24 protein-coding genes are annotated in these 25,595 nt (G+C 43.8%); 19 read left to right on the plus strand and 5 right to left on the minus strand.

Features of this window, described 5'->3' with window-relative positions; genetic code table 11:
• Positions 1 to 324: 324 nt before the first annotated feature.
• The 13 genes from AAEZ00_RS13655 (at position 325) to AAEZ00_RS13715 (ending at position 14,069) form a co-directional block, all read left to right on the plus strand.
• Complete coding sequence (locus AAEZ00_RS13655; RefSeq protein ID WP_124011846.1) at positions 325 to 1,515, plus strand: thiolase family protein; 1,191 nt, start codon at positions 325 to 327, stop codon at positions 1,513 to 1,515.
• A 181-nt stretch (positions 1,516 to 1,696) separates the two neighbouring features.
• Positions 1,697 to 3,190 carry a CoA-acylating methylmalonate-semialdehyde dehydrogenase gene (locus AAEZ00_RS13660; RefSeq protein WP_124011845.1) on the plus strand — a complete coding sequence of 498 codons (1,494 nt, stop codon included), beginning with the start codon at positions 1,697 to 1,699 and terminating at the stop codon, positions 3,188 to 3,190.
• 211 nt (positions 3,191 to 3,401) lie between these two features.
• The gene (locus AAEZ00_RS13665) at positions 3,402 to 4,559 is read left to right on the plus strand and encodes an acyl-CoA dehydrogenase family protein (RefSeq protein WP_124011844.1); all 1,158 of its coding nucleotides are present in this window, start codon (positions 3,402 to 3,404) and stop codon (positions 4,557 to 4,559) included.
• Between the two features lie 74 nt (positions 4,560 to 4,633).
• Positions 4,634 to 5,416, plus strand: a complete 783-nt coding sequence (locus tag AAEZ00_RS13670) for an enoyl-CoA hydratase (protein ID WP_351077059.1) — start codon at positions 4,634 to 4,636, stop codon at positions 5,414 to 5,416.
• Positions 5,416 to 6,534, plus strand: coding sequence for an enoyl-CoA hydratase/isomerase family protein (locus AAEZ00_RS13675; protein ID WP_351088791.1), 1,119 nt, complete (start codon positions 5,416 to 5,418; stop codon positions 6,532 to 6,534). The genes AAEZ00_RS13670 and AAEZ00_RS13675 overlap by 1 nt, the downstream gene beginning before the upstream one ends.
• Positions 6,535 to 6,548: 14 nt before the next feature.
• The gene (mmsB, locus tag AAEZ00_RS13680; RefSeq protein WP_101032222.1) at positions 6,549 to 7,448 is read left to right on the plus strand and encodes a 3-hydroxyisobutyrate dehydrogenase; all 900 of its coding nucleotides are present in this window, start codon (positions 6,549 to 6,551) and stop codon (positions 7,446 to 7,448) included.
• Between the two features lie 12 nt (positions 7,449 to 7,460).
• Positions 7,461 to 8,219, plus strand: a complete 759-nt coding sequence (locus AAEZ00_RS13685) for an SDR family oxidoreductase (RefSeq protein WP_101032221.1) — start codon at positions 7,461 to 7,463, stop codon at positions 8,217 to 8,219.
• A gap of 135 nt (positions 8,220 to 8,354) precedes the next feature.
• Positions 8,355 to 8,561, plus strand: coding sequence for a hypothetical protein (locus AAEZ00_RS13690; protein ID WP_101034701.1), 207 nt, complete (start codon positions 8,355 to 8,357; stop codon positions 8,559 to 8,561).
• A gap of 8 nt (positions 8,562 to 8,569) precedes the next feature.
• The gene (locus tag AAEZ00_RS13695) at positions 8,570 to 9,505 is read left to right on the plus strand and encodes a DMT family transporter (protein WP_206191816.1); all 936 of its coding nucleotides are present in this window, start codon (positions 8,570 to 8,572) and stop codon (positions 9,503 to 9,505) included.
• A 38-nt stretch (positions 9,506 to 9,543) separates the two neighbouring features.
• On the plus strand, positions 9,544 to 10,467 hold the full coding sequence (locus AAEZ00_RS13700; protein WP_124011842.1) for a M14 family metallopeptidase: 924 nt from the start codon (positions 9,544 to 9,546) through the stop codon (positions 10,465 to 10,467).
• Between the two features lie 629 nt (positions 10,468 to 11,096).
• On the plus strand, positions 11,097 to 12,689 hold the full coding sequence (locus AAEZ00_RS13705) for an ABC-F family ATPase (RefSeq protein WP_101032219.1): 1,593 nt from the start codon (positions 11,097 to 11,099) through the stop codon (positions 12,687 to 12,689).
• 159 nt (positions 12,690 to 12,848) lie between these two features.
• Positions 12,849 to 13,214, plus strand: coding sequence for a hypothetical protein (locus AAEZ00_RS13710; RefSeq protein ID WP_164839502.1), 366 nt, complete (start codon positions 12,849 to 12,851; stop codon positions 13,212 to 13,214).
• Between the two features lie 27 nt (positions 13,215 to 13,241).
• Positions 13,242 to 14,069 (plus strand): alpha/beta fold hydrolase, encoded by an 828-nt coding sequence (locus AAEZ00_RS13715; RefSeq protein WP_124011841.1) that lies wholly within the window; start codon positions 13,242 to 13,244, stop codon positions 14,067 to 14,069.
• A gap of 219 nt (positions 14,070 to 14,288) precedes the next feature.
• Here AAEZ00_RS13715 and AAEZ00_RS13720 read toward each other — a convergent pair whose 3' ends face one another.
• The 4 genes from AAEZ00_RS13720 to AAEZ00_RS13735 form a co-directional block, all read right to left on the minus strand.
• On the minus strand, positions 14,289 to 14,831 hold the full coding sequence (locus AAEZ00_RS13720; protein WP_124011840.1) for a DUF1415 domain-containing protein: 543 nt from the start codon (positions 14,829 to 14,831) through the stop codon (positions 14,289 to 14,291).
• A 29-nt stretch (positions 14,832 to 14,860) separates the two neighbouring features.
• Positions 14,861 to 15,466 (minus strand): LysE family translocator, encoded by a 606-nt coding sequence (locus AAEZ00_RS13725; RefSeq protein WP_101032215.1) that lies wholly within the window; start codon positions 15,464 to 15,466, stop codon positions 14,861 to 14,863.
• A 267-nt stretch (positions 15,467 to 15,733) separates the two neighbouring features.
• On the minus strand, positions 15,734 to 16,552 hold the full coding sequence (locus AAEZ00_RS13730; RefSeq protein ID WP_101032214.1) for a DUF2797 domain-containing protein: 819 nt from the start codon (positions 16,550 to 16,552) through the stop codon (positions 15,734 to 15,736).
• Between the two features lie 107 nt (positions 16,553 to 16,659).
• Positions 16,660 to 17,166, minus strand: a complete 507-nt coding sequence (locus AAEZ00_RS13735) for a glycine cleavage system transcriptional repressor (protein WP_124011839.1) — start codon at positions 17,164 to 17,166, stop codon at positions 16,660 to 16,662.
• A gap of 252 nt (positions 17,167 to 17,418) precedes the next feature.
• Between AAEZ00_RS13735 and AAEZ00_RS13740 the strand changes: the two genes are divergently transcribed.
• The 6 genes from AAEZ00_RS13740 (at position 17,419) to AAEZ00_RS13765 (ending at position 24,330) form a co-directional block, all read left to right on the plus strand.
• Complete coding sequence (locus tag AAEZ00_RS13740) at positions 17,419 to 19,674, plus strand: ABC transporter permease subunit (protein WP_124011838.1); 2,256 nt, start codon at positions 17,419 to 17,421, stop codon at positions 19,672 to 19,674.
• Positions 19,675 to 19,732: 58 nt separating this feature from the next.
• Entirely contained in the window at positions 19,733 to 21,394 is a 1,662-nt protein-coding gene (pstA, locus tag AAEZ00_RS13745; RefSeq protein WP_124011837.1) for a phosphate ABC transporter permease PstA, read from the plus strand.
• A gap of 27 nt (positions 21,395 to 21,421) precedes the next feature.
• Positions 21,422 to 22,240: a phosphate ABC transporter ATP-binding protein PstB gene (pstB, locus tag AAEZ00_RS13750; protein ID WP_101032210.1), complete on the plus strand. Its 819-nt coding sequence runs from the start codon at positions 21,422 to 21,424 to the stop codon at positions 22,238 to 22,240.
• 49 nt (positions 22,241 to 22,289) lie between these two features.
• A complete protein-coding gene (gene phoU, locus AAEZ00_RS13755; RefSeq protein WP_101032209.1) occupies positions 22,290 to 22,994 on the plus strand; it encodes a phosphate signaling complex protein PhoU in 705 nt (234 codons plus the stop codon).
• A 144-nt stretch (positions 22,995 to 23,138) separates the two neighbouring features.
• Positions 23,139 to 23,726 (plus strand): DUF502 domain-containing protein, encoded by a 588-nt coding sequence (locus AAEZ00_RS13760; protein ID WP_124011836.1) that lies wholly within the window; start codon positions 23,139 to 23,141, stop codon positions 23,724 to 23,726.
• Between the two features lie 247 nt (positions 23,727 to 23,973).
• On the plus strand, positions 23,974 to 24,330 hold the full coding sequence (locus tag AAEZ00_RS13765) for a YajD family HNH nuclease (protein WP_101034699.1): 357 nt from the start codon (positions 23,974 to 23,976) through the stop codon (positions 24,328 to 24,330).
• 956 nt (positions 24,331 to 25,286) lie between these two features.
• On the opposite strand, the gene AAEZ00_RS13770 is transcribed toward AAEZ00_RS13765, so the two are convergent.
• Positions 25,287 to 25,538, minus strand: a complete 252-nt coding sequence (locus tag AAEZ00_RS13770) for a DUF1289 domain-containing protein (protein ID WP_124011835.1) — start codon at positions 25,536 to 25,538, stop codon at positions 25,287 to 25,289.
• Between the last annotated feature and the right edge of the window lie 57 nt (positions 25,539 to 25,595).

A 25,595-nucleotide genomic window follows, 5' to 3' on the forward strand; every position in this document is an offset into this window, starting at 1 on the left:
AGTGTAATTTGTTTCATGGGGCTATGATGATCCCATTTGGGACAAAATCAAGCATTTTCAATGATCACGGGTATAGATATACCTCATAGACTAAAGTTTAATTCAGTTATCCTCAGTAACACCTATAGCTAATAACGCTATTACAAACAGTTAATTAGTTATCAATTCCGATCTGTTTTTATCAAGTGTAAATCTTCAATGACAACTCAGTGAGATTAACATCACAGTTTAGACCATTTTTTACTTGCTTTACGTTCGCGTCAACGTCAGAGTGATATTCATATTATTGATGTTAATTTTTACGCGCAGTAAATTGGAGTGGTTATGAGTACAGAGCAAACAGGTCAAGATATCGTTATTGTTGCTGCGAAGCGTACACCAATGGGTGGGTTTCAAGGGGCGTTATCTGAAGTGGCATCTCCGGTATTAGCTGCTACCGCGATTAAAGGCTTATTAGCCCAAACGGGTGTGAGTGACAATAGCGTCGACGAAGTATTAATGGGTTGTGTATTACCAGCAGGTCTTGGACAGGCGCCCGCTCGCCAAGCCACTCTGGGGGCTGGTTTACCTTTTAGCGTAGGCGCAACTACGGTCAATAAAGTCTGTGGTTCAGGCATGAAAGCGGTCATGTTAGCCCACGATTTAATTAAAGCGGGTAGCAATAATGTGGTTATTGCGGGAGGCATGGAAAACATGAGCCAGGCACCATACTTACTCGACAAAGCGCGCAGTGGGATGCGTATGGGCCACGGTAAAGTCATCGACCACATGTTTTTAGACGGTCTTGAAGATGCTTACACTGGCGGCGCTATGGGCACGTTTGCGCAAAAAACGGCCGACGACTTTGGCTTAACTCGCCAACAAATGGACGCGTTTGCCTTGGCTTCACTAGAAAAAGCCAATCGTGCGATTCAGTCAGGCGCATTTAAAGACGAAGTGGTACCCGTTCATATCAGCACTCGCCGCGGCGATGTCACCGTTGATACTGACGAGCAGCCCGGTAACGCGCGGCCAGAAAAAATCCCAACACTGCGTGCCGCTTTTACCAAAGACGGCACCATCACCGCAGCCAATTCAAGTTCAATATCAGATGGCGCAGCAGCATTAATGTTGATGACCCGAGACAAAGCACAACAACTTGGCTTAAACGTATTAGCCACCATCAAAGGCCACACCACTCATTCACAAGAACCATCAATGTTTACCACCGCACCTGTAGGCGCGATGCAAAAATTGTTCGAAAAAGTGCAGTGGAATAAAGGCGATGTCGATTTATATGAAATCAACGAAGCTTTTGCCATGGTGAGCATGTTAGCGATTTCAGAACTAGGCTTAGATGCCAACAAAGTCAACGTTAATGGCGGTGCCTGTGCGTTAGGCCATCCTATTGGTTGTTCTGGTGCGCGTTTATTAGTCACACTGATTTATGCCTTAAAAGCTCGTGGCTTAAAACGTGGTGTGGCATCGTTATGCATTGGTGGCGGTGAAGCCACCGCCATGGCTATAGAAGTGTAAAAATCAACATTAGCTAAGCTCAACAAGGCATTAGTTCAACAACACTACCGCACAGGTAGAAGCAAACGCAGCCACATTAAATGTGATACTGACAACCATAATAATCCGCATTACCTGTGCAGTAACTCAATACGAGTGATGTTATTCACTCACAAGATATTCAAGGATCGAGGAAAGCAACATGATCACACAAGTTAAGCATTATATTGATGGCGAATTCACTCATGGTTGCGGCGATCGCAATATTGACGTCACCAACCCAGCCAACAATACGGTTATCGCAAAAATTAACTGCGCTACTACTGCCGAAGTAGAGCAGGCCATTCACAGTGCCAAAGAAGCGTTTAAAACCTGGAAAGAAGTCCCCGTGTCTGAACGTGCGCGGGTCATGTTGCGTTACCAACATTTACTTAAAGAACATCACGACGAATTGGCGACGATTTTGGCTCAAGAGACAGGTAAAACCTTTGAAGATGCTAAAGGTGATGTATGGCGCGGTATTGAAGTGGCCGAACATGCTTGTGGTGTTGCAACATTAATGATGGGCGAAACCGTTGAAAACGTCGCCCGTAATATCGATACCTATAGCTACACTCAACCCTTGGGTGTATGCGCCGGTATTACCCCGTTTAACTTTCCCGCAATGATCCCGTTATGGATGTTCCCGTTATCGATTGCTTGTGGTAATACCTTTATTTTAAAACCATCTGAACAAGATCCTATGACGCCACAACGTTTAGTGGAATTGTTTGTTGAAGCTGGTGCGCCAAAAGGCGTATTACAACTTATCCATGGCGACAAGACAGCAGTCGACATTTTGCTAAGAGACCCAGTCATTAAAGCGATTTCGTTTGTGGGCTCAGTGGGGGTTGGCCAATATATTTATAAAACCGGTACTGACAACCTAAAACGCGTGCAAGCCTTCGCGGGGGCTAAAAACCACTGCGTGATCATGCCTGATGCGAACAAGCAGCAAGTGATCAATAACATGGTTGGCGCCTCTGTTGGCGCAGCTGGTCAGCGTTGTATGGCGATTTCAGTAGCGATTTTTGTCGGTAAAGCCAAAGAGTGGATCCCAGAATTAAAACAAGCGTTAGCCAAGGTCCGTCCGGGTTTATGGGATGACAAAGACGCAGCCTATGGCCCTGTCATTAGCCCAGCAGCTAAAGTACGGGTGCTGAAATTAATTGCCCAAGGTAAAGCCGAAGGCGCTGAATGTTTACTCGATGGTAGTGACTTTACGGTTGCAGGGTATGAGTCAGGTAACTGGGTTGGCCCAACCATGTTTACCAATGTCACCACCGACATGAGCATTTACAAAGAAGAAATATTTGGCCCCGTCCTGTGTTGTATGGAAGCCGAAAATTTAGACGATGCTATCGAGCTGGTGAACAATAGCCCTTATGGCAATGGTACCTCAATCTTTACCGCCTCGGGCGGCGCGGCCCGTAAATATCAACACGAAATTGAAGTTGGCCAAGTGGGCATTAACGTGCCAATTCCAGTGCCATTACCCTTCTTTTCATTTACCGGTTGGAAAGGCAGTTTCTATGGTGATCAACACGCTTATGGCAAACAAGCTGTGCGTTTTTGCACCGAAACTAAAACCATTACCTCGCGCTGGTTTGATGCAGAAGCCGTTAGCGGCCCTAACATGAGCATTGATCTCAAATAAGCTCCACTGGGGTTAGTATCCATTTGTCGCGATAGTTTATTGATTTATCGCGGCAACATTTATCTGCCAACACAACAAGACAATGTTGACTCGCGCCATTTTATGATGGTGTAGCAAGACCAGACACTATAATGGTTAAGCAGCTTAAGCTGCAGGCGGGCAAAAGATCAAATGACCCAAGAGTCATCCAAGACAATAACAGGAGTCCAGCATGGATTTTAATTTAAATGAAGATCAGCGTCAGTTTGCTGATTTAGCCCGTCAATTTGCCGCAGAACAACTCGCGCCATTCGCCGCCAAGTGGGACGAAGAGCATCATTTTCCTAAAGACGTGATTCAAAAAGCCGGCGAGCTAGGGTTTTGTTCATTGTATTCGCCTGAATCTGAAGGTGGCATGGGCTTATCTCGCTTAGACGCCTCGATTATTTTTGAAGAATTAGCCCATGGCTGTACCACCACTACGGCGATGTTAACCATTCATAATATGGCCACTTGGATGGTCACTACTTGGGGCACTGAAACCCTACGTCAACAGTGGTCTGAAGGCTTAACTACCGGACAATTATTGGCTTCATACTGTTTAACTGAGTCTGGCGCTGGCAGTGATGCTGCATCACTGCAAACTAAAGCCGTGCGTGACGGTGATGATTACCTGATCACAGGATCGAAAATGTTTATTTCAGGCGCCGGAGAAACCGAGCTTTTGGTGGTGATGTGCCGCACTGGTGAGCCAGGCCCTAAAGGCATTTCAGCCATTGCGGTACCAGCTGATGCCGCTGGAGTAACCTATGGTAAAGCAGAAGATAAAATGGGCTGGAACGCTCAGCCAACAAAAATGATAAGTTTTGAAAACGTACGTGTGCCAGCGGCCAATTTACTCGGTGAAGAAGGCCAAGGCTTTACGTTTGCGATGAAAGGCTTAGACGGCGGACGGATTAACATTGCCACCTGTTCAATTGGTACCGCTCAAGCGGCATTAACCCACGCCACCCAATACATGAATGAGCGTAAACAGTTTGGTAAGCCATTAGCGGCTTTTCAAGCATTGCAGTTTAAACTTGCAGATATGGCGACTGAACTGGTTGCTGCGCGTCAAATGGTGCGTTTAGCGGCATTTAAATTAGATACCCAAGACCCTGAAGCCAGCGCCTATTGTGCCATGGCAAAACGCTTTGCCACCGATGTCGGTTTTCAAGTATGTGACAGTGCGTTGCAAATTCATGGTGGTTACGGTTACATCCGCGAATATCCATTAGAACGTCATTTCCGCGATGTACGCGTGCACCAAATTTTAGAGGGCACCAATGAGATAATGCGCTTAATTATTGCCCGTCGTTTGTTAGCCAGCGATGCTCATCCTATCCTGTAACAAACAGGTTCACTACTGACTATTCTACAACTGAATGATCCACAACTGATTTTCTAGCATAAGGACATAAGGTTATGACTACACAACCCGATATTCTTGAACATATTATAGGCCACACGGCTATTTTGACCCTGAATAATCCGCCAGCCAATACTTGGACCGCTGACAGTTTACAAGCGCTGAAACACACAGTGCTTAAGCTAAACCAAAACAAAACTATTTATGCTTTGGTGATCACAGGTCAAGGGGATAAATTTTTTTCAGCAGGTGCAGATTTAAATTTGTTTGCCGACGGCGATAAAGTCAATGCAGCTTCCATGGCGGAACATTTTGGTGAAGCGTTTGAAGCCTTAAGTGCGTTTCGCGGTGTGTCGATTGCTGCCATTAATGGTTTTGCCATTAGCGGTGGATTAGAAGTGGCGTTAGCTTGCGACTTACGTATCGCTGAAGCGCAAGCGAAAATGGCATTGCCTGAAGCATCAGTAGGATTATCGCCTTGCGCCGGTGGAACCCAAAACTTAACCGCATTAGTTGGCGAAGGTTGGGCTAAGCGGATGATTTTGTGTGGTGAACTTATTGATGCCACTAAAGCAGAGAAAATCGGTTTAGTTGAAGAAATGGTCGAAAAAGGTCAAGCATTGAATGCCGCTGTTGCTCTGGCAGCTAAAGTAGCTAGACAGTCACCTTGCAGTGTTAACGTATGTAAACCTCTTATTCAAGCTGGGCGCACAATGGCGCGTACACAAGCGCTGCCGCTTGAGCGTGAGCGGTTTATTGGTTTATTTGATACTGAAGATCAAACTGAAGGTGTGAATGCCTTTTTTCAAAAACGCACCCCAAAATGGAAGAACGGCTAATGACTCAAGATGTAATATTTCAAACATTAGGGACGCTATCAGGCCAATCAATTGGTGTGGTCACGCTCAATATCGAAAAAGCGCTTAATGCATTGAATCTCGACATGTTGCAAGCCATGCAAGCGCAGCTAACTCAGTGGCAGCAGGACGATAGTATTGCTTGTGTGGTAATGGATGGTGCAGGCGACAAAGCCTTCTGCGCGGGGGGGGATGTGCGAGCGATTTATCATGCTGCAGTGGCAAACCCGAATAACTTGACCGCAGAAGCCGGTGATTTTTTTACCCAAGAATATCAGCTTGATTATTTACTGCATCAATTCGGTAAACCCGTATTGGTGTGGGGCGACGGTATTGTGATGGGCGGCGGGTTAGGATTAATGGCGGGTGGAAGTCATCGAGTTGTCACTGAACGCAGCCGTATTGCGATGCCAGAAGTCACCATTGGGCTATACCCTGATGTAGGCGCTAGCTACTTTTTAAATCGTATGCCGGGTAAAACTGGGCTGTTTTTGGGCTTAACGGCTTACAACATGGGGGCAGCAGATGCGCTGTATGTTGGCTTGGGTAATCATTATCTTAATAGCGATGAAAAAGAGCCATTTTTCGATGCCATGGCTGAACTGGCTTGGAGTCAAGATAGTGAGCAGAATCATCACTTATTGAGTGACTTGCTCACTGGCATGACTCAGCCGCATTTAGCATCGCTGCCAACCAGTGCTTTGCAACAATTTCAAAGCCAAATCGATTTATTAATGGCCGGTGACATTCTTGATGTACATCACCAATTATCAACCCTAAATACTGAACTTGATTGGCTTAAACGAGCACAAAAAACCGCATTAGCTGGCAGCCCGATTAGTTGGCATTTAATTTTTGCTCAGGCAGCATTGGGTACCGATCTTAGCTTGGCAGAATGCTTTAAATGGGAGTTAGGCGTGAGCGTTAATTGTTGCTCCATGGGTGATTTTTGCGAAGGCATTCGAGCATTATTGATAGATAAAGACCGAAGCCCACAATGGTTGTTTACTGATGTAGAGGCTGTGGACGCAAACAAGATTGCCCAGTTAGTTGCATCGCCTTGGGCTGCAGATAAACACCCATTAGCAAGCTTTAATTAAAAAGGATGAGCAATATGGCAACAGTAGCATTTATTGGTTTAGGTAACATGGGCGGCCCAATGGCGGCCAACTTAGTTAAAGCCGGCTTAACCGTTAAGGTGTTTGACTTAAATCCGGCGGCAGTAGAAGCCTTAACTGCACAAGGTGCATTAAGCGCCAAAACGGCGTGTGGTGCAGCGGCATCGGCCGATTTTGTGATTACCATGCTACCTGCAGGTAAGCATGTGCGCAGTTTGTATTTAGGTGATGACAACAATAAAGGCCTACTAGAGGTGGTGTCAAAACAGGCATTATTAATTGATTGCTCTACCATCGATGCCGATAGTGCCCGTTTAGTGGGTGCTAAAGCCGCCGAGAAAGGGATTGAGTTTATGGATGCACCAGTCTCTGGCGGCACGGCAGGCGCTGCAGCAGGCACCTTAACCTTTATCTGTGGCGGGACTGACCAAGCTTATCAACAAGCGCAAACGGTGTTGACGGTTATGGGCGGCAATATTTTCCATGCTGGCGCGGTAGGGGCAGGTCAAATTGCCAAAATTTGTAATAACATGCTGTTGTCTGTGTTAATGGTCGGTACCAGTGAGTCATTACAATTAGGTTTGGATAATGGCTTAGATCCTAAAGTGCTATCTGATATCATGAAAGTCAGCAGTGGCGGTAACTGGACCTTAGAAAAGTATAATCCATGCCCTGATGTGATGGAAAACGTACCGTCGTCTAACGATTATCAAGGTGGCTTTATGGTTGACTTGATGGTCAAAGATTTAGGCTTGTCGCAAGAAGCGGCAGTCGCCTCTAATTCAAGCACACCAATGAGTTCTCTGGCTCGTAGCTTATATGTTAATCATGCTCGTCAAGGCCATGGTCGTCGCGATTTTTCGAGTATTTTTGAACAATTTTCAAAGAAAAAATAAAGGATTCAGTTGATGGAATTAAAAGATAAGGTTGTCGTCATTACTGGCGGAGCAGGTGGACTAGGTCTGGCAATGGCGCACGATTTAGCTGCTCGAGGGGCTAAATTGGCGCTTATCGATGTTGATCAAACCAAGCTTGAAGAAGCCTGTGCTGATTTAGGTTCAACAACTGAAGTACAAGGCTACGCCTTAGACATTACTGATGAAGAAGATGTCGTCGCTGGCTTTAAATATATTGTTGAAGATTTTGGTCAAGTGAATGTGTTAATTAACAACGCCGGTATTTTACGTGACGGGTTAATGGTCAAAGCCAAAGAAGGCAAAGTGATCGACCGCATGTCGTATCAGCAATTTCAATCGGTGATCAACGTAAACTTAACCGGCACTTTTTTGTGTGGTCGCGAAGCGGCTGCAGCCATGATTGAAACGGGCCAAGCTGGGGTGATCATTAATATTTCTAGCTTAGCTAAATCCGGTAATATGGGGCAGTCTAATTATTCGGCGTCTAAAGCGGGCGTAGCAGCCATGTCCGTAGGCTGGGCCAAAGAACTCGCGCGCTATAACATTCGCAGTGCCGCCGTTGCCCCAGGTGTTATTGCTACTGAAATGACCGCCGCCATGAAACCAGAAGCGTTAGAACGCCTTGAAAAAATGGTTCCAGTTGGCCGTTTAGGTCAGCCAGAAGAAATTGCTTCAACGGTGCGTTTTATCATTGAAAATGATTATGTGAATGGCCGAGTGTTCGAAATTGATGGTGGTATTCGTTTATAAGCGATGATATCTGCTTTAAGTTTGTTATGATGCTGTCACGCCAAGCTAATACTATTCGTATTAGCTTGGCGTTATTTTTTCACTCTTTAGGGATGCTATTACGTGGCCAAATTAGAATTTCTGATCAAAAAAATCATGTTAATTGTTGGAGTGCTAGGGGTGATAATCATCTATGGCGGTTTTTTGTATTTATTCTTTTCCGATCGTTCAACGGCTGCTTTACCGTGGTTTTTACTTATCTCACCTTGGATTTGCGTCTACTTTGGTTTAACACATGTGCAGCAAGTGGCTGTAATACAATGGTTTGTCAATAAATTCACCTTTAAAAACAACGCTAAGTAGCCCCGTTTATGTCTGCTCTATCAGCGTTTTTATCGCGGTTTTCTATTCCCCTGTATACCATGATAGCCTTGGTTGCATTTGCGGCTAACTCAGTATTGTGCCGCATGGCGTTATCATCGACCCAGCAAACAACGCCATTAATTGACCCAAGCAGTTTTACGGCCATTCGTTTGACCACAGGTGCCTTGGTGTTGTGGTTATTAATGTTATTGCGACCAAGTAAAACCGACACTAATAACTCCACTCGCCGAGGTAGCTTGTTTGCTGCGGGATTACTGTTTATCTATGCTGTGGCGTTTTCATACGCTTATGTACTGCTCGACACCGCTACTGGTGCGTTGATTTTGTTTGCCGCAGTGCAAATTAGCATGATGGTCATCAGCCATATTCAAGGTCAACGACTGACGTTACTCGAGTTCATTGGGGCATTATTGGCTTTTGCTGGCTTTGGCTATTTAGTGTTACCTGGGGTTAGTGCTCCCTCACTCACCGGCTTAGTGTTAATGGCCATCAGTGGCTGTGCATGGGGGGGCTACACTTTATTGGGTAAACAGTCTCGCCAACCGCTATTCGACACTGGATATAATTTTATTCGGACCTTGCCGTTGGTTATGGTGATGATAGGCGCAGTATGGTTGCTGTCCGTGTTTGCCGTTACCGAACCAATGAGCCACTTCATATTATCACCATTAGGGATCCTACTGGCCATCTTGTCAGGCGGGGCGGCATCCGGTGTCGGGTATGCATTATGGTATCAAGCATTACGTGGGTTAACATCAACCCATGCCGCGGTATTACAGCTGACCGTTCCCGTCATTGCAGCCTTAGGTGGCGTGTTGTTTTTAGGTGAAACGATCAGTATTCATCTTAGTATCTCAGCCTGCATCATTTTTTTAGGCATAGCATTAGTCATTTTAGCTAAGCCAAAACAAATCAAAATTTAATAGATTAACTCAATAAAACAAACGATTAACGAGGTTATATGAGCAATTCAACAGCGTATCCTATTGGTACTCCAGGGCAAAAGTGGACCGATGCTGACAAAAGCCAATGGTTAGCACAAGTGACGATAAAACGTTCATATCAAGATGAAGTGGTGAGTAAATTAACCCCGCTGGCCGCTCAGTTTGAACAAGTACAATACGGCGCGTTATCTTATGATGCCGACAAATACCCACTGTTTGCGTTTAAATCTCAGCAGTGGGATAGCAATAAAAAAACCATTCTCGTGACGGGTGGTGTGCATGGATATGAAACCAGCGGTGTACAAGGTGCGATTCAATTCTTAGCCACGAAAGCACAACACTATGCTCAATATTTCAATGTAGTCGTAGCGCCTTGCATCAGTCCTTGGGGTTATGAAACTATTAATCGTTGGAATCCTAAAGCCATCGACCCTAATCGTTCTTTTTATCCTAATAGCCCAGCAGAAGAGTCTGCTGCACTGATGGCATTTGTCGCAACACTGGGCGATATTTATGCGCATATTGACCTACATGAAACTACCGATACTGACGAGCTGGAGTTCAGACCGGTATTATCTGCTCGCGATGGTGTTGAATACGACAAAGGTATTATTCCTGACGGTTTCTACCTTGTCGGTGACAGTGACAACCCAACACCCGCATTTCAAAAAGCGGTTATCGACTCGGTCTTAAAAGTGACTCATATTGCTCCAGCAGATGATAAAAACCAACTTATCGAAGTGCCGATTGAACAATTTGGGGTGGTTAACTATCCGGTTAAAAAACTCAGTTTATGCGCCGGCATTACAGTCAATCACTTTAACACCACCACCGAAGTCTATCCCGATAGCCCACTTGTCACCGTTCAAGAATGTAACGACGCTCAAGTCGCTGCCATCATTGGTGGATTGGATTATATTGTTGGTTATTTGAAGCTTTAAAAACGATGGCAAGCGATGACAAGCGATGACAAGCGGTCAAAGCCTAGAGACTAGGGCGGACTGCGTCCTGCTAGATCGCTGCGCTGCTATAAAAGCGGAGAAGAGCGGGATGACAAGCGATAGCCGGCGATGACAATCGATGACAAGCTGGCAGTGCCTAGAGATTAGGGCGGACTTCTTCCTGCTAGAGTCGTTTCGCTGTGCTGTTTGCTTTTATAGCATCTAGCCGCGCAGCGTCCTAGCAGCGCAGCGCTCTAGGCTGTTTGTTTTATTGCGTCCTGCTAGGGTCGCTTCGCTGCTAAGATTTTATAGCATCTAGCCGCGCAGCGTCCTAGCAGTGCAGCGCTCTAGGCTCTTGCTATAGATTTTATAGCCTCTAGGCTGTTGAAGCTTTTACCGTCAACGCCGGGTTAGTGTTTGCTTTTGTGTTGTTATCGATATCGGTCCATTTTAGGTTGATAAATAGCCCGAAAATCCTTACAATATTGCGCTTCGTATTTACCTCGGCTTTGCCGTATGCCAGTTTCAATATCATTTTTTGCTTGCTTGGGTCGTCTAGACGTCAACTCAAACGATTACACGATAATTTGATATGGGCTTTAACACACAACACGATTTGGAATTTCATTTTGATTACAACAGCTAACATCACGATGCAGTTTGGCGCAAAGCCACTGTTTGAAAACCTATCAGTTAAATTTGGTGGCGGTAATCGCTACGGTTTAATTGGCGCGAATGGTTGTGGTAAATCCACCTTTATGAAAATCCTTGCCGGTGATTTAGAGCCTTCAAGCGGTAACGTCTCGATAGATGTTAACGAGCGCATGGGTAAATTAAACCAAGACCAGTTTGCTTACGAAAGTTTTTCAGTCATTGATACTGTGATCATGGGCCACAGAGAGTTGTGGAAAGTGAAGCAAGAGCGTGACCGTATTTATTCTTTACCTGAAATGAGTGAAGAAGACGGTATCAAAGTGTCTGAGCTTGAGATGGAATTTGCTGAGATGGATGGGTATACCTCGGACGCTCGTGCAGGCGATTTATTGCTTGGTGTGGGTATTGCCACTGAGCAACATTTTGGGTTAATGAGCGAAATCGCTCCTGGTTTCAAATTGCGGGTGTTATTGGCGCAAGCATTATTCTCAAATCCAGATTTATTGTTACTTGACGAACCGACCAACAACTTGGACATCGATACTATTCGCTGGTTACAAGACATGTTGAACCAACGTAACAGCACCATGATTATTATTTCCCATGACCGTTACTTTTTAAACTCAGTGTGTACCCACATGGCTGACTTAGATTACGGTGAACTGCGAGTGTTCCCTGGTAACTACGACGAATACATGATGGCTGCACAGCAATCACGTGAACGTTTAATGAATGACAACGCGAAGAAAAAAGCGCAAATTGCTGAATTACAAACCTTCGTAGCACGCTTCTCGGCTAACGCATCGAAAGCGAAACAAGCCACATCACGCGCTAAGCAAATTGATAAAATTAAACTTGATGACATTAAAGCATCAAGTCGCGTCAACCCCTTTATTCGTTTCGAGCAAGACAAGAAATTGTTTCGAAATGCACTGGTCGTCGAAAATTTAACTAAAGGTTACGACAAACCCTTATTTAGCAAACTGAACTTAATGGTTGAAGTGGGTGAACGTATTGCTATTTTGGGTCAGAACGGTATTGGTAAAACCACCTTACTACGTACTTTAGTGCACGATATTCCACAAGACGAAGGGACTATTAATTGGTCTGAAAATGCCAATCTTGGTTACTACGCCCAGGATCATGAAGCTGATTTTACTAATGACATGACTTTATTTGAATGGATGAGTCAATGGCGTAAAGAAAACGATGACGATCAATCTGTTCGCGGTATTTTAGGCCGTATGTTGTTTGGCGCAGATGACATTAAAAAATCCGTTAAAGTGTTGTCCGGTGGTGAAAAAGGCCGTATGTATTTCGGTAAACTTATCATGCAAAAAGCCAATATTTTGTTACTCGATGAACCAACCAACCACATGGATATGGAATCAATCGAGTCATTAAATAATGCGCTTGAAAAGTACGAAGGCACATTGATTTTCGTCTCCCATGACCGTGCATTTGTATCATCATTGGCCACACGTATTATTGAAATCACCGACAAGGGTATTAATGATTTCAAAGGCACTTACGACGAGTTATTGGCGAGTAAAGGTATCGACGCTTAATTGTGGTTTTATAGCCAGTATCGTTTATAGCCAATACTAACGAATTAACATCATTAGCCCTGAACAAATGTTCGGGGCTTTTTGTTTTTATTTACCTGCCTAAGTCATATACTCTAGTGTTATAAATCAATGGTATTACCCAGCACAGGCATCTATTTTATGAGCATCACCCTCGAACAAGCCGCATCAACCTTGAATGAACTCAAATGTCGTACTAATTTTAATATTAAGAATGTTACCGAATACATGCTCCCTGAGTTAAAAGAACCGGTTTATTTGCATGTGGAAGGACAAACGCCATTACTGATTATCCGTCCGGCATTTGAAATTTTTTCGACAGAATTGGCGACCATAGATGGCGTACACGCAAAATATGATTATTACCATAATGCGCAAATGACCCGATTTCCAACCCGTCGAAACAAAGGCTTAAATGAAATTCACTATGGTCTAGCATTTCGGTTTGATACCACAGATGCAGTTATTCTATTTATCAATAGACTGATTGAAATTGTAAAAGGATAAGTTGACTCATTAGGAGCGCGATAGGCCATGACAGAGCAATTTAATATTAATCAGTTTAATTGTTCCATTAGCGGTATGGGACAGACCCTTATTTGGGCCCATGGCTCAACCGGCAGCATTCAAAGTGAAGATGCGATTGGTTTATATGCCTGGCATCGATTTCCCAAAAAGTTACAGCTTATTCGTTATGACGCCGTTGGTCATGGCTTGTCTTCAGCCGGTAAGTGCGTTGAAGACTATTTATGGCCAGAACTGGCGAATGACATGATAAGCATCGCCACGCATTTAAGCGCGCCATCAGAGCTTATTTTAGGCGGTCAATCAATGGGCAGTGTCACGAGCTTATATGCTGCATTGAAGTATCCAGAAAAAGTAAAAGGATTGATCCTGATGAACCCGCCCACAGCATGGGATGCACGGGCGGCACAAGTGGATATTTACCCTAAAATGGCCAAAGCAGCGCGTATTTTTGGCGGTAAAGGGTTAGCCAGGATAAACGCCAAACATTGGGGAAAAATGCTACCAAGTTGGCTGATTAATGGCCACGAACACAGTGTGCTGGGCACGTTAGACGGATTAAAATTGATGACACGTCAAACGCTTGACCGACTGTTTCGCGCAGCCGCCCTCAATGATCTGCCAAATAAACAACACATTGCCACATTGACTATGCCAACCCTGATTTTAGCCTGGGAGGGTGATAAGGCTCACCCCATTGAGACCGCCATTGAGTTGCATAAAATATTACCACATTCGACGTTACACATTGCTCACTCGATAGATGATGTCAATGAATGGCCAAAATTGATCAGTGAATTTTGTCTCAATAACGACAACAATGGGAAAGAACGATAAGAACCTAGATGTTAAATAGCTTCGCTACTAGAGGCTAGAACGCTTCGCTGCTAGAGGCTAGAAAAGCGGAAAGATTGAATGGACCTAGATGCTAGATCGTTTCATCTAGCTGTTACTTGCTTGTATAGTAGCGCAGCGATCTAGCAGGACGAAGTCCGCTCTAGCCTCTAGGCTTTAATTGCTTGTCACCCCAGCATCGCTCTTACCCGAGTACCAAGGCTACTTGGTGCAGTTTTGCAATAAGGCCACAAAAAAATCGCTGCCTTTACGCTCTGCAAAAGCAATATTCCGCTCAGGAATGGATTCGGGGTCGGTATAACTTGCTAACGCTATTTCCATACTGGCTTCACGGATAATATGCAGGCAAGGGTAGGGAGAACGATTGGTAAAATTAGCCGGACTGTCTTGGGGTTCACCTTCAAAGCAATAGTCTGGGTGAAAACTGGCGAGTTGGTAAATGCCTTCATAACCTTGCTCAATCAATTCATCATTTGCATAATCGACTATGTCTAAATAAGGGTAGAAACCTTCAAACCCACGAGGCAGAATAAACAGTGTGGTTTCAGTTTGAGGATGATTGTCCAAGTATTGGCATTCTTGTATTAACGCATTAAGCACTTTTGCTACTTTAGTTTCTTCAATGGCAACATAACGAATGCTGGCACGTTCCACCTCTCGACGGGCAAACGGGCAAATGTTGTATTTCATAATGACATCTTTCACCCATTTTTCAGTGTGAGTGAGGCATTCATGTGGTTCCATTACGTAACCTTTTAACCCTATTTAATGGTTCAGTGAGTTGTGGGTGGCAACATCATTGGGATAATCGATGCTACTAATAATAAAGCCATTGTGACATTAAAAATACGTTGTTGGCGCTCATTTTTAAGTAGCCGTTTTAGCGCCACCCCAAATCCAAGCCAGACAATTGCACAGGGAAATGCCACACACAAAAATACGCTGGCAATGGTAATCACTTGGCCATTGAGCTCTTGCTGCACTGAGGTAAATGTTGCAATGGCGCCGACAGCCATGATCCAACCTTTTGGATTCACCCATTGAAACGCAGCCGCTTGCAAAAAACTAAACGGTTTACTCACCGGTTTGCCTTCCATTTTACTGCTGCTATTGGCAATGAGCCATGATAGGTAAAGTAGGTAGCTGATACCAATCACTTTAATCACAATATGGATGAAGGGATAAGCTTTAAATATTGCGCTTAATCCAAGCCCGACGGCCAATATCATGGTCGGAAAACCTAAGCTTATACCCATTAAGTGAGGAATACTTCGCTTAATACCAAAGTTCACTCCAGAGGTCATTAACATAATGTTGTTCGGGCCAGGAGTAATGCCGGCAGAAAAAGCAAATAACGCAATGGCGAATACTAACTCCATGAAAGGGTCTCTGTAGTGGATTAATAAGCTATTTTGATAAGTCGAATTCTAGGGGAAATGAATGATTCACCATAATGATTTTTTTAACGCTTGCTTAAATATATCGTTTTAATATTAACACAACGGCTATTTATTCATTAAGCTGTTGTTATAAGTTAAGTAAATTATTAGTGACTCAGTGTAATCGTAGATCGTTACTATCAAGCAACAAGGCCAGAGTTTCTCTCTGAGCTCGTTACTTGAGCATTTCGATAATAACCAGGTAGGTTAATAACTGACATCTACTTCGTAAGATGAAAATTTACGGATATTAATCACCCCTGTATCAAAAATAAGATATTGGCCTTTAATGCCTTGTAAAATACCGCTAACTTCAGCAATTTTATCGAAATTATGCGACTTTACTTTAACTGGGAATTGCGTGATCGGATAACTTATGGCCTGAATATTAGCGTCTAGGCGTTCAATGACAATATCTTGATGTTCGGCCGCGAGGGCTTGCAGTTTATCTTCAATTAACGGGATAAGCTGCGCAGCTTGCTCTACCAAATCGACATCATCATTATGACCTTTTAGCATCGCTTGCCAATGGGTTTTATCATTAATGAATTTTGCCAGTTCAACTTCAATTAAGCCCGACATTTTACGGGTAGACACTTTAAAAATAGGTAAGCCTTGAGTCGCGCCTTGATCTATCCAACGGGTTGGGATTTGAGTATGGCGGGTAATACCTACTTTAATGCCTGAAGTATTAGACAAATAGACATAATGTGGCACAAAGCAATTTGACATGCCCCATTCTGGTTCGCGGCAAGTGCCTTGATCAAAGTGGCATGTTTCTGGTTTCATTATACACAGGTCGCAACTGGCCAGTTTTGTCATGCATACATAACAATGGCCCTGAGAATAACTTTTCTTGGTTTTTTTACCGCAGTTGCTGCAAAAAATATTACCCGTATGAGTCATGGTTAATGACTTACCAATAAGCGGGTTAAGCGCTAAACGCGCTTCTCCGACAGGTAAATGATACTCCACCTCATGATCATCATTGAGGTGGGTTTTTAGTTTTGATAGCGTTCCAAACATGGTTAATCCATTTATCGTCATTATTATGTGGCAGTTTAGCAGATGATGAAAACGGATTTTAGCCTTAATTTGCCTCGTTTGTTTTTGCCTTAAACGTTAAATTCAACTTATGCTAATTTACTGAGCTTATCTAATACAACATCATCACCCATTTCATAAAGTGATGCCGTGATTTGCTCCTCTTGAGCGGGGTCGGTTAAGCCAAATGCCATTGTCGCTCTAAATAACGCAATGCCTGTGTGGCTGGCCGTTTCGTATTGGCTACTAAACTGTTCAATGTTTACGCCTAACGCATTCATTTTATTAGAGATGTGCAACACAATCCCGGGGCGATCGTATGCGATTAAGTTGTAATACAGATGCTTAATCGGTTTCGTGCTTAAGGTGGTTTTAGCAAAGGTTAAGGCTAAGCCGTCAATGCATTCTAAGGCGTCAACTAATGCATCCCATTTTAGTGCTGGGACTTCTAATTGTAATATCGCGGCAAAAACGCCGTCTATATGGCGCATTTCCGAGTCTAGCCAGTTGCCATTATGTCGGCTTACTACATTGGCTATTTGTTCTACTAAGCCTTTTCTATCAGGTGCTTGAAGAGTAATAATATAACGCATCATTCGATATTTCTCCTATAAATAATGTCTGTAACACAACTGTCATCTTTACGTCATATAATCTCAGCCACTTAAGGTTGTGTTATGTTTTTATTGCTGTCTTACAACAGGTTTACTGTTGTGTTACTACAATTTATTTAGAGACTAATGGATAACTAATAGACAGTTATTTAGTCATAAATATTTATTGTTAGCATAGTAGACTGCACAATCAAAGCGCTAATTATGGCATCGATTAATTATTAGAGGTTCTTAATGGAAAGTCAGGTCAATCAACCTGGTTCTGCTGAAAAAAGTCTACTCGTTGATAGACATGCAACCCGCAGAGCATTTAAGGATAAAGCAGCTGAGATTGGGGTAACCATCGGTGGCACCTTAGTGTTTGTCACTTTGTTATTAATATTTTTCTATTTGCTGTATGTCATCAAGCCCATTTTTGATGGTGCAGATATAGAACCTGTTACGAGTGTCAGCTATCAACATGCTGATGCTAAAACCTTAATGGTCGGCAGTGATGAACAAAACGAAGTGCTATATCGGGTGACCAAATTGGGTACTGTTGATTTTTATTCAGCCGCGAGCGGTGAATTAATTTCGTCTTTTACTCCTAAACTTCCTCAAGGTGCAACGGTAACTAGCAGTACCAAATCAAGTCCAAGCGAGCAACGCTTCGCATTAGGGCTAAGCAACGGTCAAGTGATTGTTGTCGGGATTGAGTTTGGTTTGACCTACCCAGACAATCAACGTCTGATTACCCCTTCTTTACGTTATCCAATGGGGGAAGCGCCATTAACCATTAATCGCGATGGTGCTGTGTATAATCTGGTGTTTGATTATAGCGATAGTCGCATGAGCTTTGCTTATCAAGACAAAAATGGTGCTTGGAAGCTAAATCGCCAAGAAGGCGAAGAAAACATGATGACTGAAGAAGTTGAATGGTCATCGGTTGAAGTCTTTATTGAAGATGCGCCAAACGATGTCGTATCAGTATTAATGACTCCAGATCATCGTCAGCTTATTTTGAGCGCGAATAACAAACTATTTATTTACAACACTCGTAATGCACACTCTGTAGAGTTGCTTCAAGTCGTTGATGTAAAAAAAGTTAATGCTGATGTTAAGCAAGTGAATTTGCTTGCGGGTGCCAGCTCGATTTTAGTCAGTTATGACAGTGGCATTGTGAGTCAGTACTTCCAAGTAAATAGCGAAAAAGGGCGTTTATATGAGCAAATTCGTGAGTTTGATGATATTGCTCCAGTGAGTGTTATGGCGACAGAGTTTTATCGTAAAAGCTTTGCAGTCTTAAGCCCTGAAGGTGAGTTAACCCTGCTTTATACTACCAGTGAACGAGAGTTATTCGACGAGAAGTTTCAGTTAACTAACCCTGGGGAAATGAGCTTTAGCCCGCGTTCAAATGCCTTGGTGATTGAAGCCGATAACAAACTTAACCTTTTCTCTGTTGAAAACAGCCACCCAGAAATATCATGGAGCGCGCTGTGGGAGAAAGTGTGGTACGAAAGTTACCCTGAACCACAATATGTATGGCAATCGACGTCTGGTTCTGACGACTTTGAAGCTAAGTTGAGTTTAATGCCGTTAGCATTTGGTACCATGAAAGCCGCTTTTTACGCCATGTTGTTTGCGGCGCCATTAGCGATTGCCGGTGCCATTTATACCGCTTACTTTATGACGCCAAAAGTCCGCAACGTGGTAAAGCCTACCATTGAAATTATGGAGGCATTACCCACGGTTATTTTGGGTTTCTTGGCAGGATTATGGCTAGCGCCACTGATTGAAGATAACTTACCCGGCATAGTGGTGTTGTTGTTGTCAATGCCCATATCAATACTCATCACAGCATTTGCTTGGAGTAAATTGCCACAAACGTGGAAGCATCGCCTACCAGAAACATATCAAGAACTGATGTTATTGCCAGTGATTATATTTGTCGGTTGGTTCTCATTTACGATTAGCCCTGTCATTGAAGTGGCATTATTTGACGGTAATACTCGCCAGTTTATTACCAACGATTTAGGCATCACCTTTGACCAACGTAATGCGCTTGTTGTGGGGATTGCCATGGGTTTTGCGGTTATTCCAACAATATTTTCGATTGCTGAAGATGCTATTTTCTCCGTACCACGTCATTTGTCAAACGGCAGTTTGGCATTGGGTGCAACAAACTGGCAAACCCTGACCAAGGTGGTATTGCTTACCGCCAGTCCGGGTATTTTCTCGGCCATCATGATGGGCTTAGGCCGTGCAGTGGGTGAAACCATGATTGTGTTAATGGCAACCGGTAATACCGCAATCCTTGAGTGGAGTGTGTTTGAGGGTATGCGTACCTTAGCGGCAAACATTGCCGTAGAAATGCCGGAGTCGGCCATTGGCAGTACGCATTACCGTGTATTGTTCTTAGCCGCCTTTGTATTGTTCGTGTTCACCTTCTTCTTTAATACCATTGCAGAAGTTGTTCGCCAACGTTTACGCGAACGTTATAGCTCACTGTAAGGAAAGATGATGACTCAATTAATGATTATTTCGCCAATCGCCTTGAGAGGTTTGTGTAATGGGTAAGTGGTTTAAATCAGGTTCACCGTGGATTTGGATGACCGGTGGTGCCGTTAGTATCAGTTTAATTGCCGTTCTAGGCTTATTACTGTTAATTGCGTGGCGTGGCTTGAGTTACTTCTGGCCTGCTGATGTTTACCAATGGCAACTTGAAAACAATAATGGCGTTAAAAGCACCCTTATTGGTGAAATTTATAACCGCGAAGAAGTGCCTACGGAACGGTTAATTTCAGCAGGTCATAAATTTACCAAGCACCCTGGTGAGTTTGTGACGCGTTACTTGGTTAAAACAGGTAACCGTGAGTTTGTGGGATTAGATTTTCGTTGGATTTTAGCAACAGATATCGTTAGCCGTTCAATGCCTGCAGATGTTGCTAAGCTTGAGCGCACACAAAATGGTAATTTTTACGGTTACCCCGTTGCGGTTATTGAAGACGGTAAGCGTTTAGCGCTCAATGATGAAGCTGCGATTGAAACGTCATTGATGGGTCATATAGATCGTGCGGTTGCAATTGCTGATGAAGCATTAGCGTTGCAAAAAAGTGACATTGGCTCAATTAATTATCAAATGGAGCGTCTACGTTTAAAAGAGCGTGGTTATGAGCTAGAGGGTGAATTAACTGATGAGCTTAAAGCTGAGGTGGAAGCGCAAGTTGAACAGCTTCACCAAAACTACTTAGTCCTTGAAAAAGACTTGTTTGCCTTACGCGCTAAAGCCGCCCGCGATTCTGTTGTCGTCAAAGATATGCGTGGCGTTGAAGTCACCTTGCAACTGGACTCTATTTTAGACGTCAGCTATGTCAATCACATGAGCTTGCTCAGTAAAGTTGGCCACTGGTTTGTTGGTATTGGCCGCTTTGTCAGTGACGATCCCCGCGAAGCCAATACTGAGGGTGGGGTGTTCCCCGCTATTTTTGGTACCGTTTTTATGGTGATGCTAATGGCGGTTATTGTAACGCCATTTGGAGTCATTGCCGCGATTTACCTTCATGAATATGCTAAGAAAGGCCCTATTACCAAGCTGATCCGCATTGCGGTTATCAATTTGGCCGGTGTACCGTCAATTGTTTACGGTGTCTTTGGTTTAGGCTTCTTTGTCTACATGATGGGTGGCTCAATTGACCAATTATTTTTTCCAGAAGCATTGCCTTCACCAACATTTGGCTCTCCAGGGGTACTTTGGTCTGCATTGACCTTAGCTATTTTAACCTTGCCAGTGGTGATTGTATCAACTGAAGAAGGCTTAAGCCGGATTCCAAGTGCGGTTCGTCAAGGCAGTTTGGCTTTAGGTGCCACCAAAGCCGAAACCTTATGGCGTATTGTCATCCCAATGGCGAGCCCAGCGATTATGACTGGTTTGATTTTAGCTGTAGCACGTGCTGCCGGTGAAGTGGCGCCGTTAATGTTGGTTGGTGTGGTAAAATTAGCGCCAACATTACCGATTGATATGAATTTCCCGTTTGTGCATTTAGAACGTAAGTTTATGCACTTAGGTTTCCATATTTACGATGTAGGCTTCCAAAGCCCTAACGTTGAGGCTGCACGTCCCTTAGTGTATGCAACTTCGTTCTTATTAGTATCTGTAATTGTTGCCCTTAATTTAACCGCTATTAGCGTGCGCAACCATTTACGTGAAAAATTCCGTTCGCTAGAACATTAATTAGCGATATCCTGAGGAAAGATAAAAATGATTTCAATTGATAGTTCAGCAATGCAAACAGAAGCCGTTGATTTAGTTAACTTACCGGCACAGGATACCGCCCTTGAGATCCGTAATCTTGATTTACGTTACGGTGATAAACAAGCATTATTTGATGTCTCGATGAAGATCCCTAAAAAACAAGTTACCGCATTTATTGGCCCAAGTGGCTGTGGTAAATCAACTCTTTTGCGTTGTATTAACCGTATGAATGATTTGGTTGATAGTTGCAAAATTGACGGTGAAATCTTGCTTTATGGTCAAAATATTTATGATAAGAAAGTCGATGTAGCAGCATTACGTCGTAACGTAGGTATGGTCTTTCAGCGTCCTAATCCGTTTCCTAAGTCAATCTATGAAAACGTGGTCTATGGCTTACGTTTACAAGGATTGAGTAACCGTCGTGAATTAGATGAAGCGGCTGAACGTTCATTGCGTGGCGCAGCTATTTGGGACGAAGTGAAAGACCGTCTACACGACAATGCATTCGGATTATCGGGTGGTCAGCAACAACGTCTAGTGATTGCACGTGCCATAGCCATTGAGCCAGAAGTCTTATTACTCGATGAGCCAACGTCGGCGCTGGATCCAATGTCAACCTTAATTATTGAAGAGTTGATTACAGAATTAAAGGAAAAATATACCGTTGTTATTGTGACACATAACATGCAACAAGCAGCACGGGTGTCAGATCAAACGGCCTTTATGTACATGGGCGAATTGGTTGAATATGCTAATACTAATACCATTTTCACGACCCCCAAAAAGCGTAAAACTGAAGATTATATTACCGGCCGTTACGGTTGATCTTTGTTAAAAAAGCTTTTAATTAACAGATATAAATTAGGTGGGTATCATGGAAAAAATGAATTTAAGTAAACATATATCAGGCCAGTTTAATGCCGAACTTGATGACATTCGGAATCGGGTATTGGCTATGGGCGGTTTAGTTGAACGCCAGCTTGAACAAGCATTGGATGCGTTAGCAACGCTTGACTCAGAATTAGCTCAACAGGTGATCGAAGGCGATCACAAAGTCAATGGTATGGAAGTCGCTATTGATGAAGAGTGCACTCGTATTATTGCAAAACGCCAACCAGCCGCCAGTGATTTGCGTTTAATCATTGCCATTTCGAAAACCATTACTGATCTGGAGCGTATAGGTGATGCTTGTGTACGTATCGCCAAAGCGGCGGTAGAAAAGCGCGCTAACAGTCAACAACCCCTATTGGTCAGTATTGAAAACATGGGCCGTCACGCCACCCGCATGTTGCACTCAACCTTAGATGCATTAGCACGTATGGATGCCGATGAAGCGTTTGAGTTGCATAAACAAGATGCGAAAATAGACAAAGAGTATGAAGGTATCATCCGTCAATTAATGACTTATATGATGGAAGACCCTCGCTCAATCCCTGATGTGTTAGACGTATTATGGGCTGCGCGTGCGGTTGAGCGTGTAGGTGACCGTTGTAAGAATATTTGTGAATACGTGATTTACTATGTTAAAGGCAAAGACGTTCGTCATATTTCTTATGAAGAAATGGAAAAAGAACTATAAAAGATAACGGCTTTTAAAACGCCCTAATTTGTACTGTTTATTTAATAAACAGCCCAAATTAGGGCGTTTTTGTTTAGGGGTTTTGATGGATATTTGTTATCTTTGCTGGCTAGCTAATTTGCTCTATTGTTGAAGAATCTTTTTATGAAAAACACCCTTGCTCGTGGTTTAACTAATTTATTGCCTATGGTGCTGTCCATTTGGCTATTTTGGTCATTGTTCATCTCACTCGATGGCTTAGGTAAATTATTGCTCAATATTGTGGGGGTAGAATCTGTTTTTGTTGGTGCCGGTTTTTGTTTGGTCGCAAGTTTAGTGTTTATTGCCGGACTGCTATTTTCAGTTAGCCCCATTGCGTGGGTGTATGGTTGGATTGAAAGCCAACTGATGAAGTTTCCACTGTTTAAATCTGTCTACGGTAGTATTCGCGACATCGCGAGTTTGATGAATCGTGACGGTCAGCCGAAAACTCAAAAAACTGTATTAGTCAAACAAGCTAACGGCGGCTTTGTCGTCGGGTTTATCATGAGCGAATCGGTACCACAGCCACTTGCTGATGCGTTACCTGAAGGTGATTGGGTGCCAGTATTATTTCAATTAAGTTACCAAGTGGCAGGCGTGACCAGTTTAGTTAAACGCCAAGACTTAATTATCGTTGATTGGTCCTTCGAAGATGCCATGCGCTTTAATTTAACCGCCGGCATAACCAACAGTAATGTTGCCAAGAACTAGGTAAAGCGGGTAACCGCCGGTAGTTGCGATAAAAGCTGACAACAGTCGATAACAGCGAATGCTGCGCCTACGGAAAAAAAGCGATGAAAGACTCGGTGCGAGAGCGAACTGGCAGCTAGGTTTAAGCGTTGCTATTGTTAATCTGTACCATTAGCAGAATAATCGTAAAATAAGATCGACCAAACAATTGCCCAAAGCGATAACAGTGATTATCCTTGAGGTAATTCTTTATATGAGTGATAAATCAATGTCGGCCAACGAAAGTAAATTAGATAAAGTATTAGCTGAAGCTAGGGATTATAAAGCCTCTCGTGAGAAAGGGTATCGAGAACAAGCGCTTAAGTTATACCCTTGGGTATGCGGTCGCTGCACTCGCGAATTCACCCATAAAAATTTATCTGAGTTAACGGTTCATCATCGCGATCACAACCACGATAATAATCCATCAGATGGGACGAACTGGGAGTTATTGTGCCTGTATTGTCACGACAATGAACATTCGCGTTTTGAAGAGCTGATCCGTTACGGCAGTACTAAAGAATCCAAACAAGACGCTGCTACGTTCAATCCATTTGCAGATTTAAAAGCAATGATGAAGAAGTAGAGCTGAGACGGTAGAAGCGGTAAGAACGATGACAAGCGGTAACAAGCGGTAACAAGCGATGACAAGCGAGAAACCGCCTAGGAGCTAGGACGCTGCGCTGCGAGAGGCTATACAAGCAAAGTCAAAAGCTGGCTAGATTGATGAAAATCGATAACGGGCGATAAACAGCCTAGGAGCGAGTTCGCTACGCGGCGAGATGCTATACAGGCAAAGTCAAAAGCTGGATAGATTGATGAAAATCGATAACGGGCGAGAAACAGCCTAGAAGCTAGTCCGCTTTGCGGCGAGATGCTATACAGGCAAAGTCAAAAGCTAGGACGCTTTGCTGCGAGATACTATAAATTCGAAAGACAGAAGGCTAGAGGCTGATTCCGCCGTGGTAATACTTCTGAGCAGGGATCAGCTGGTCGCTTTAACGCTGTTATAGAAGCGAAGCGCACTAGCTGGACGCAGTCCATCCTAGACTCTAGGCTTGTTATCGCTCGTAATCGCTCGTAATCGCCTGTTACCGCTCGCTATTACTTGCAACCGCCTAGATGCTAGGACGCTTCGCTGCGAGATGCTATACAATCAAATTCAAAAGATAGAAGCTTAGGGGTTTTGTTCTATCATGGTAATACTTTTGAGCAGAAATCTGCTTGAGGCTTTACCGCTGTTATAGAAGCGAAGCGCACTAGCTGGACGCAGTCCATCCTAGCATCTAGGCTTGTATCGCTCGTAATCGCCTGTCACCGCTCGCCATCACTTGCAACCGCCTAGACGCTAGGACACTTCGCGGCGAGATGCTATACAATCAAATTCAAAAGACAGAAGGCTAGAGGCTGGTTCCGTTGTGGTAATACTTCTGAGCAGGGATCAGCTGGTCGCTTTAACGCTGTTATAGAAGCGAAGCGCACTAGCTGGACGCAGTCCATCCTAGCATCTAGGCTTGTATCGCTCGTAATCGCCTGTCACCGCTAGTCACCGTGCTTTATCTCAACGTTTTCATTTAAGCGCTTTTCAGCTTCCAACCATTTAGCCCGTGATAAAGTTTGCTTGTTGCTGTCACCCAAAAACTGTTGTTTTCTGGCGGCTAGGCTATCCCCAATCTGCTTTTTCTGCGCATCACTTGCTTGTGACCAAATCACAATCTCATCGACGTGGCGAAAACAGCCCATACAATAATTGTCATCATTTAAGCCGCAGCGGGCGACACAAGGTGAGTGCATAGTTTACAATTCCAATACGAGTATCTAAAGACCCGCATCCTATCATTTCAATGAGCG

It is taken from the genome of Shewanella sp. S1-49-MNA-CIBAN-0167, from assembly GCF_040310145.1.
Taxonomy (GTDB): domain Bacteria; phylum Pseudomonadota; class Gammaproteobacteria; order Enterobacterales; family Shewanellaceae; genus Shewanella; species Shewanella psychromarinicola.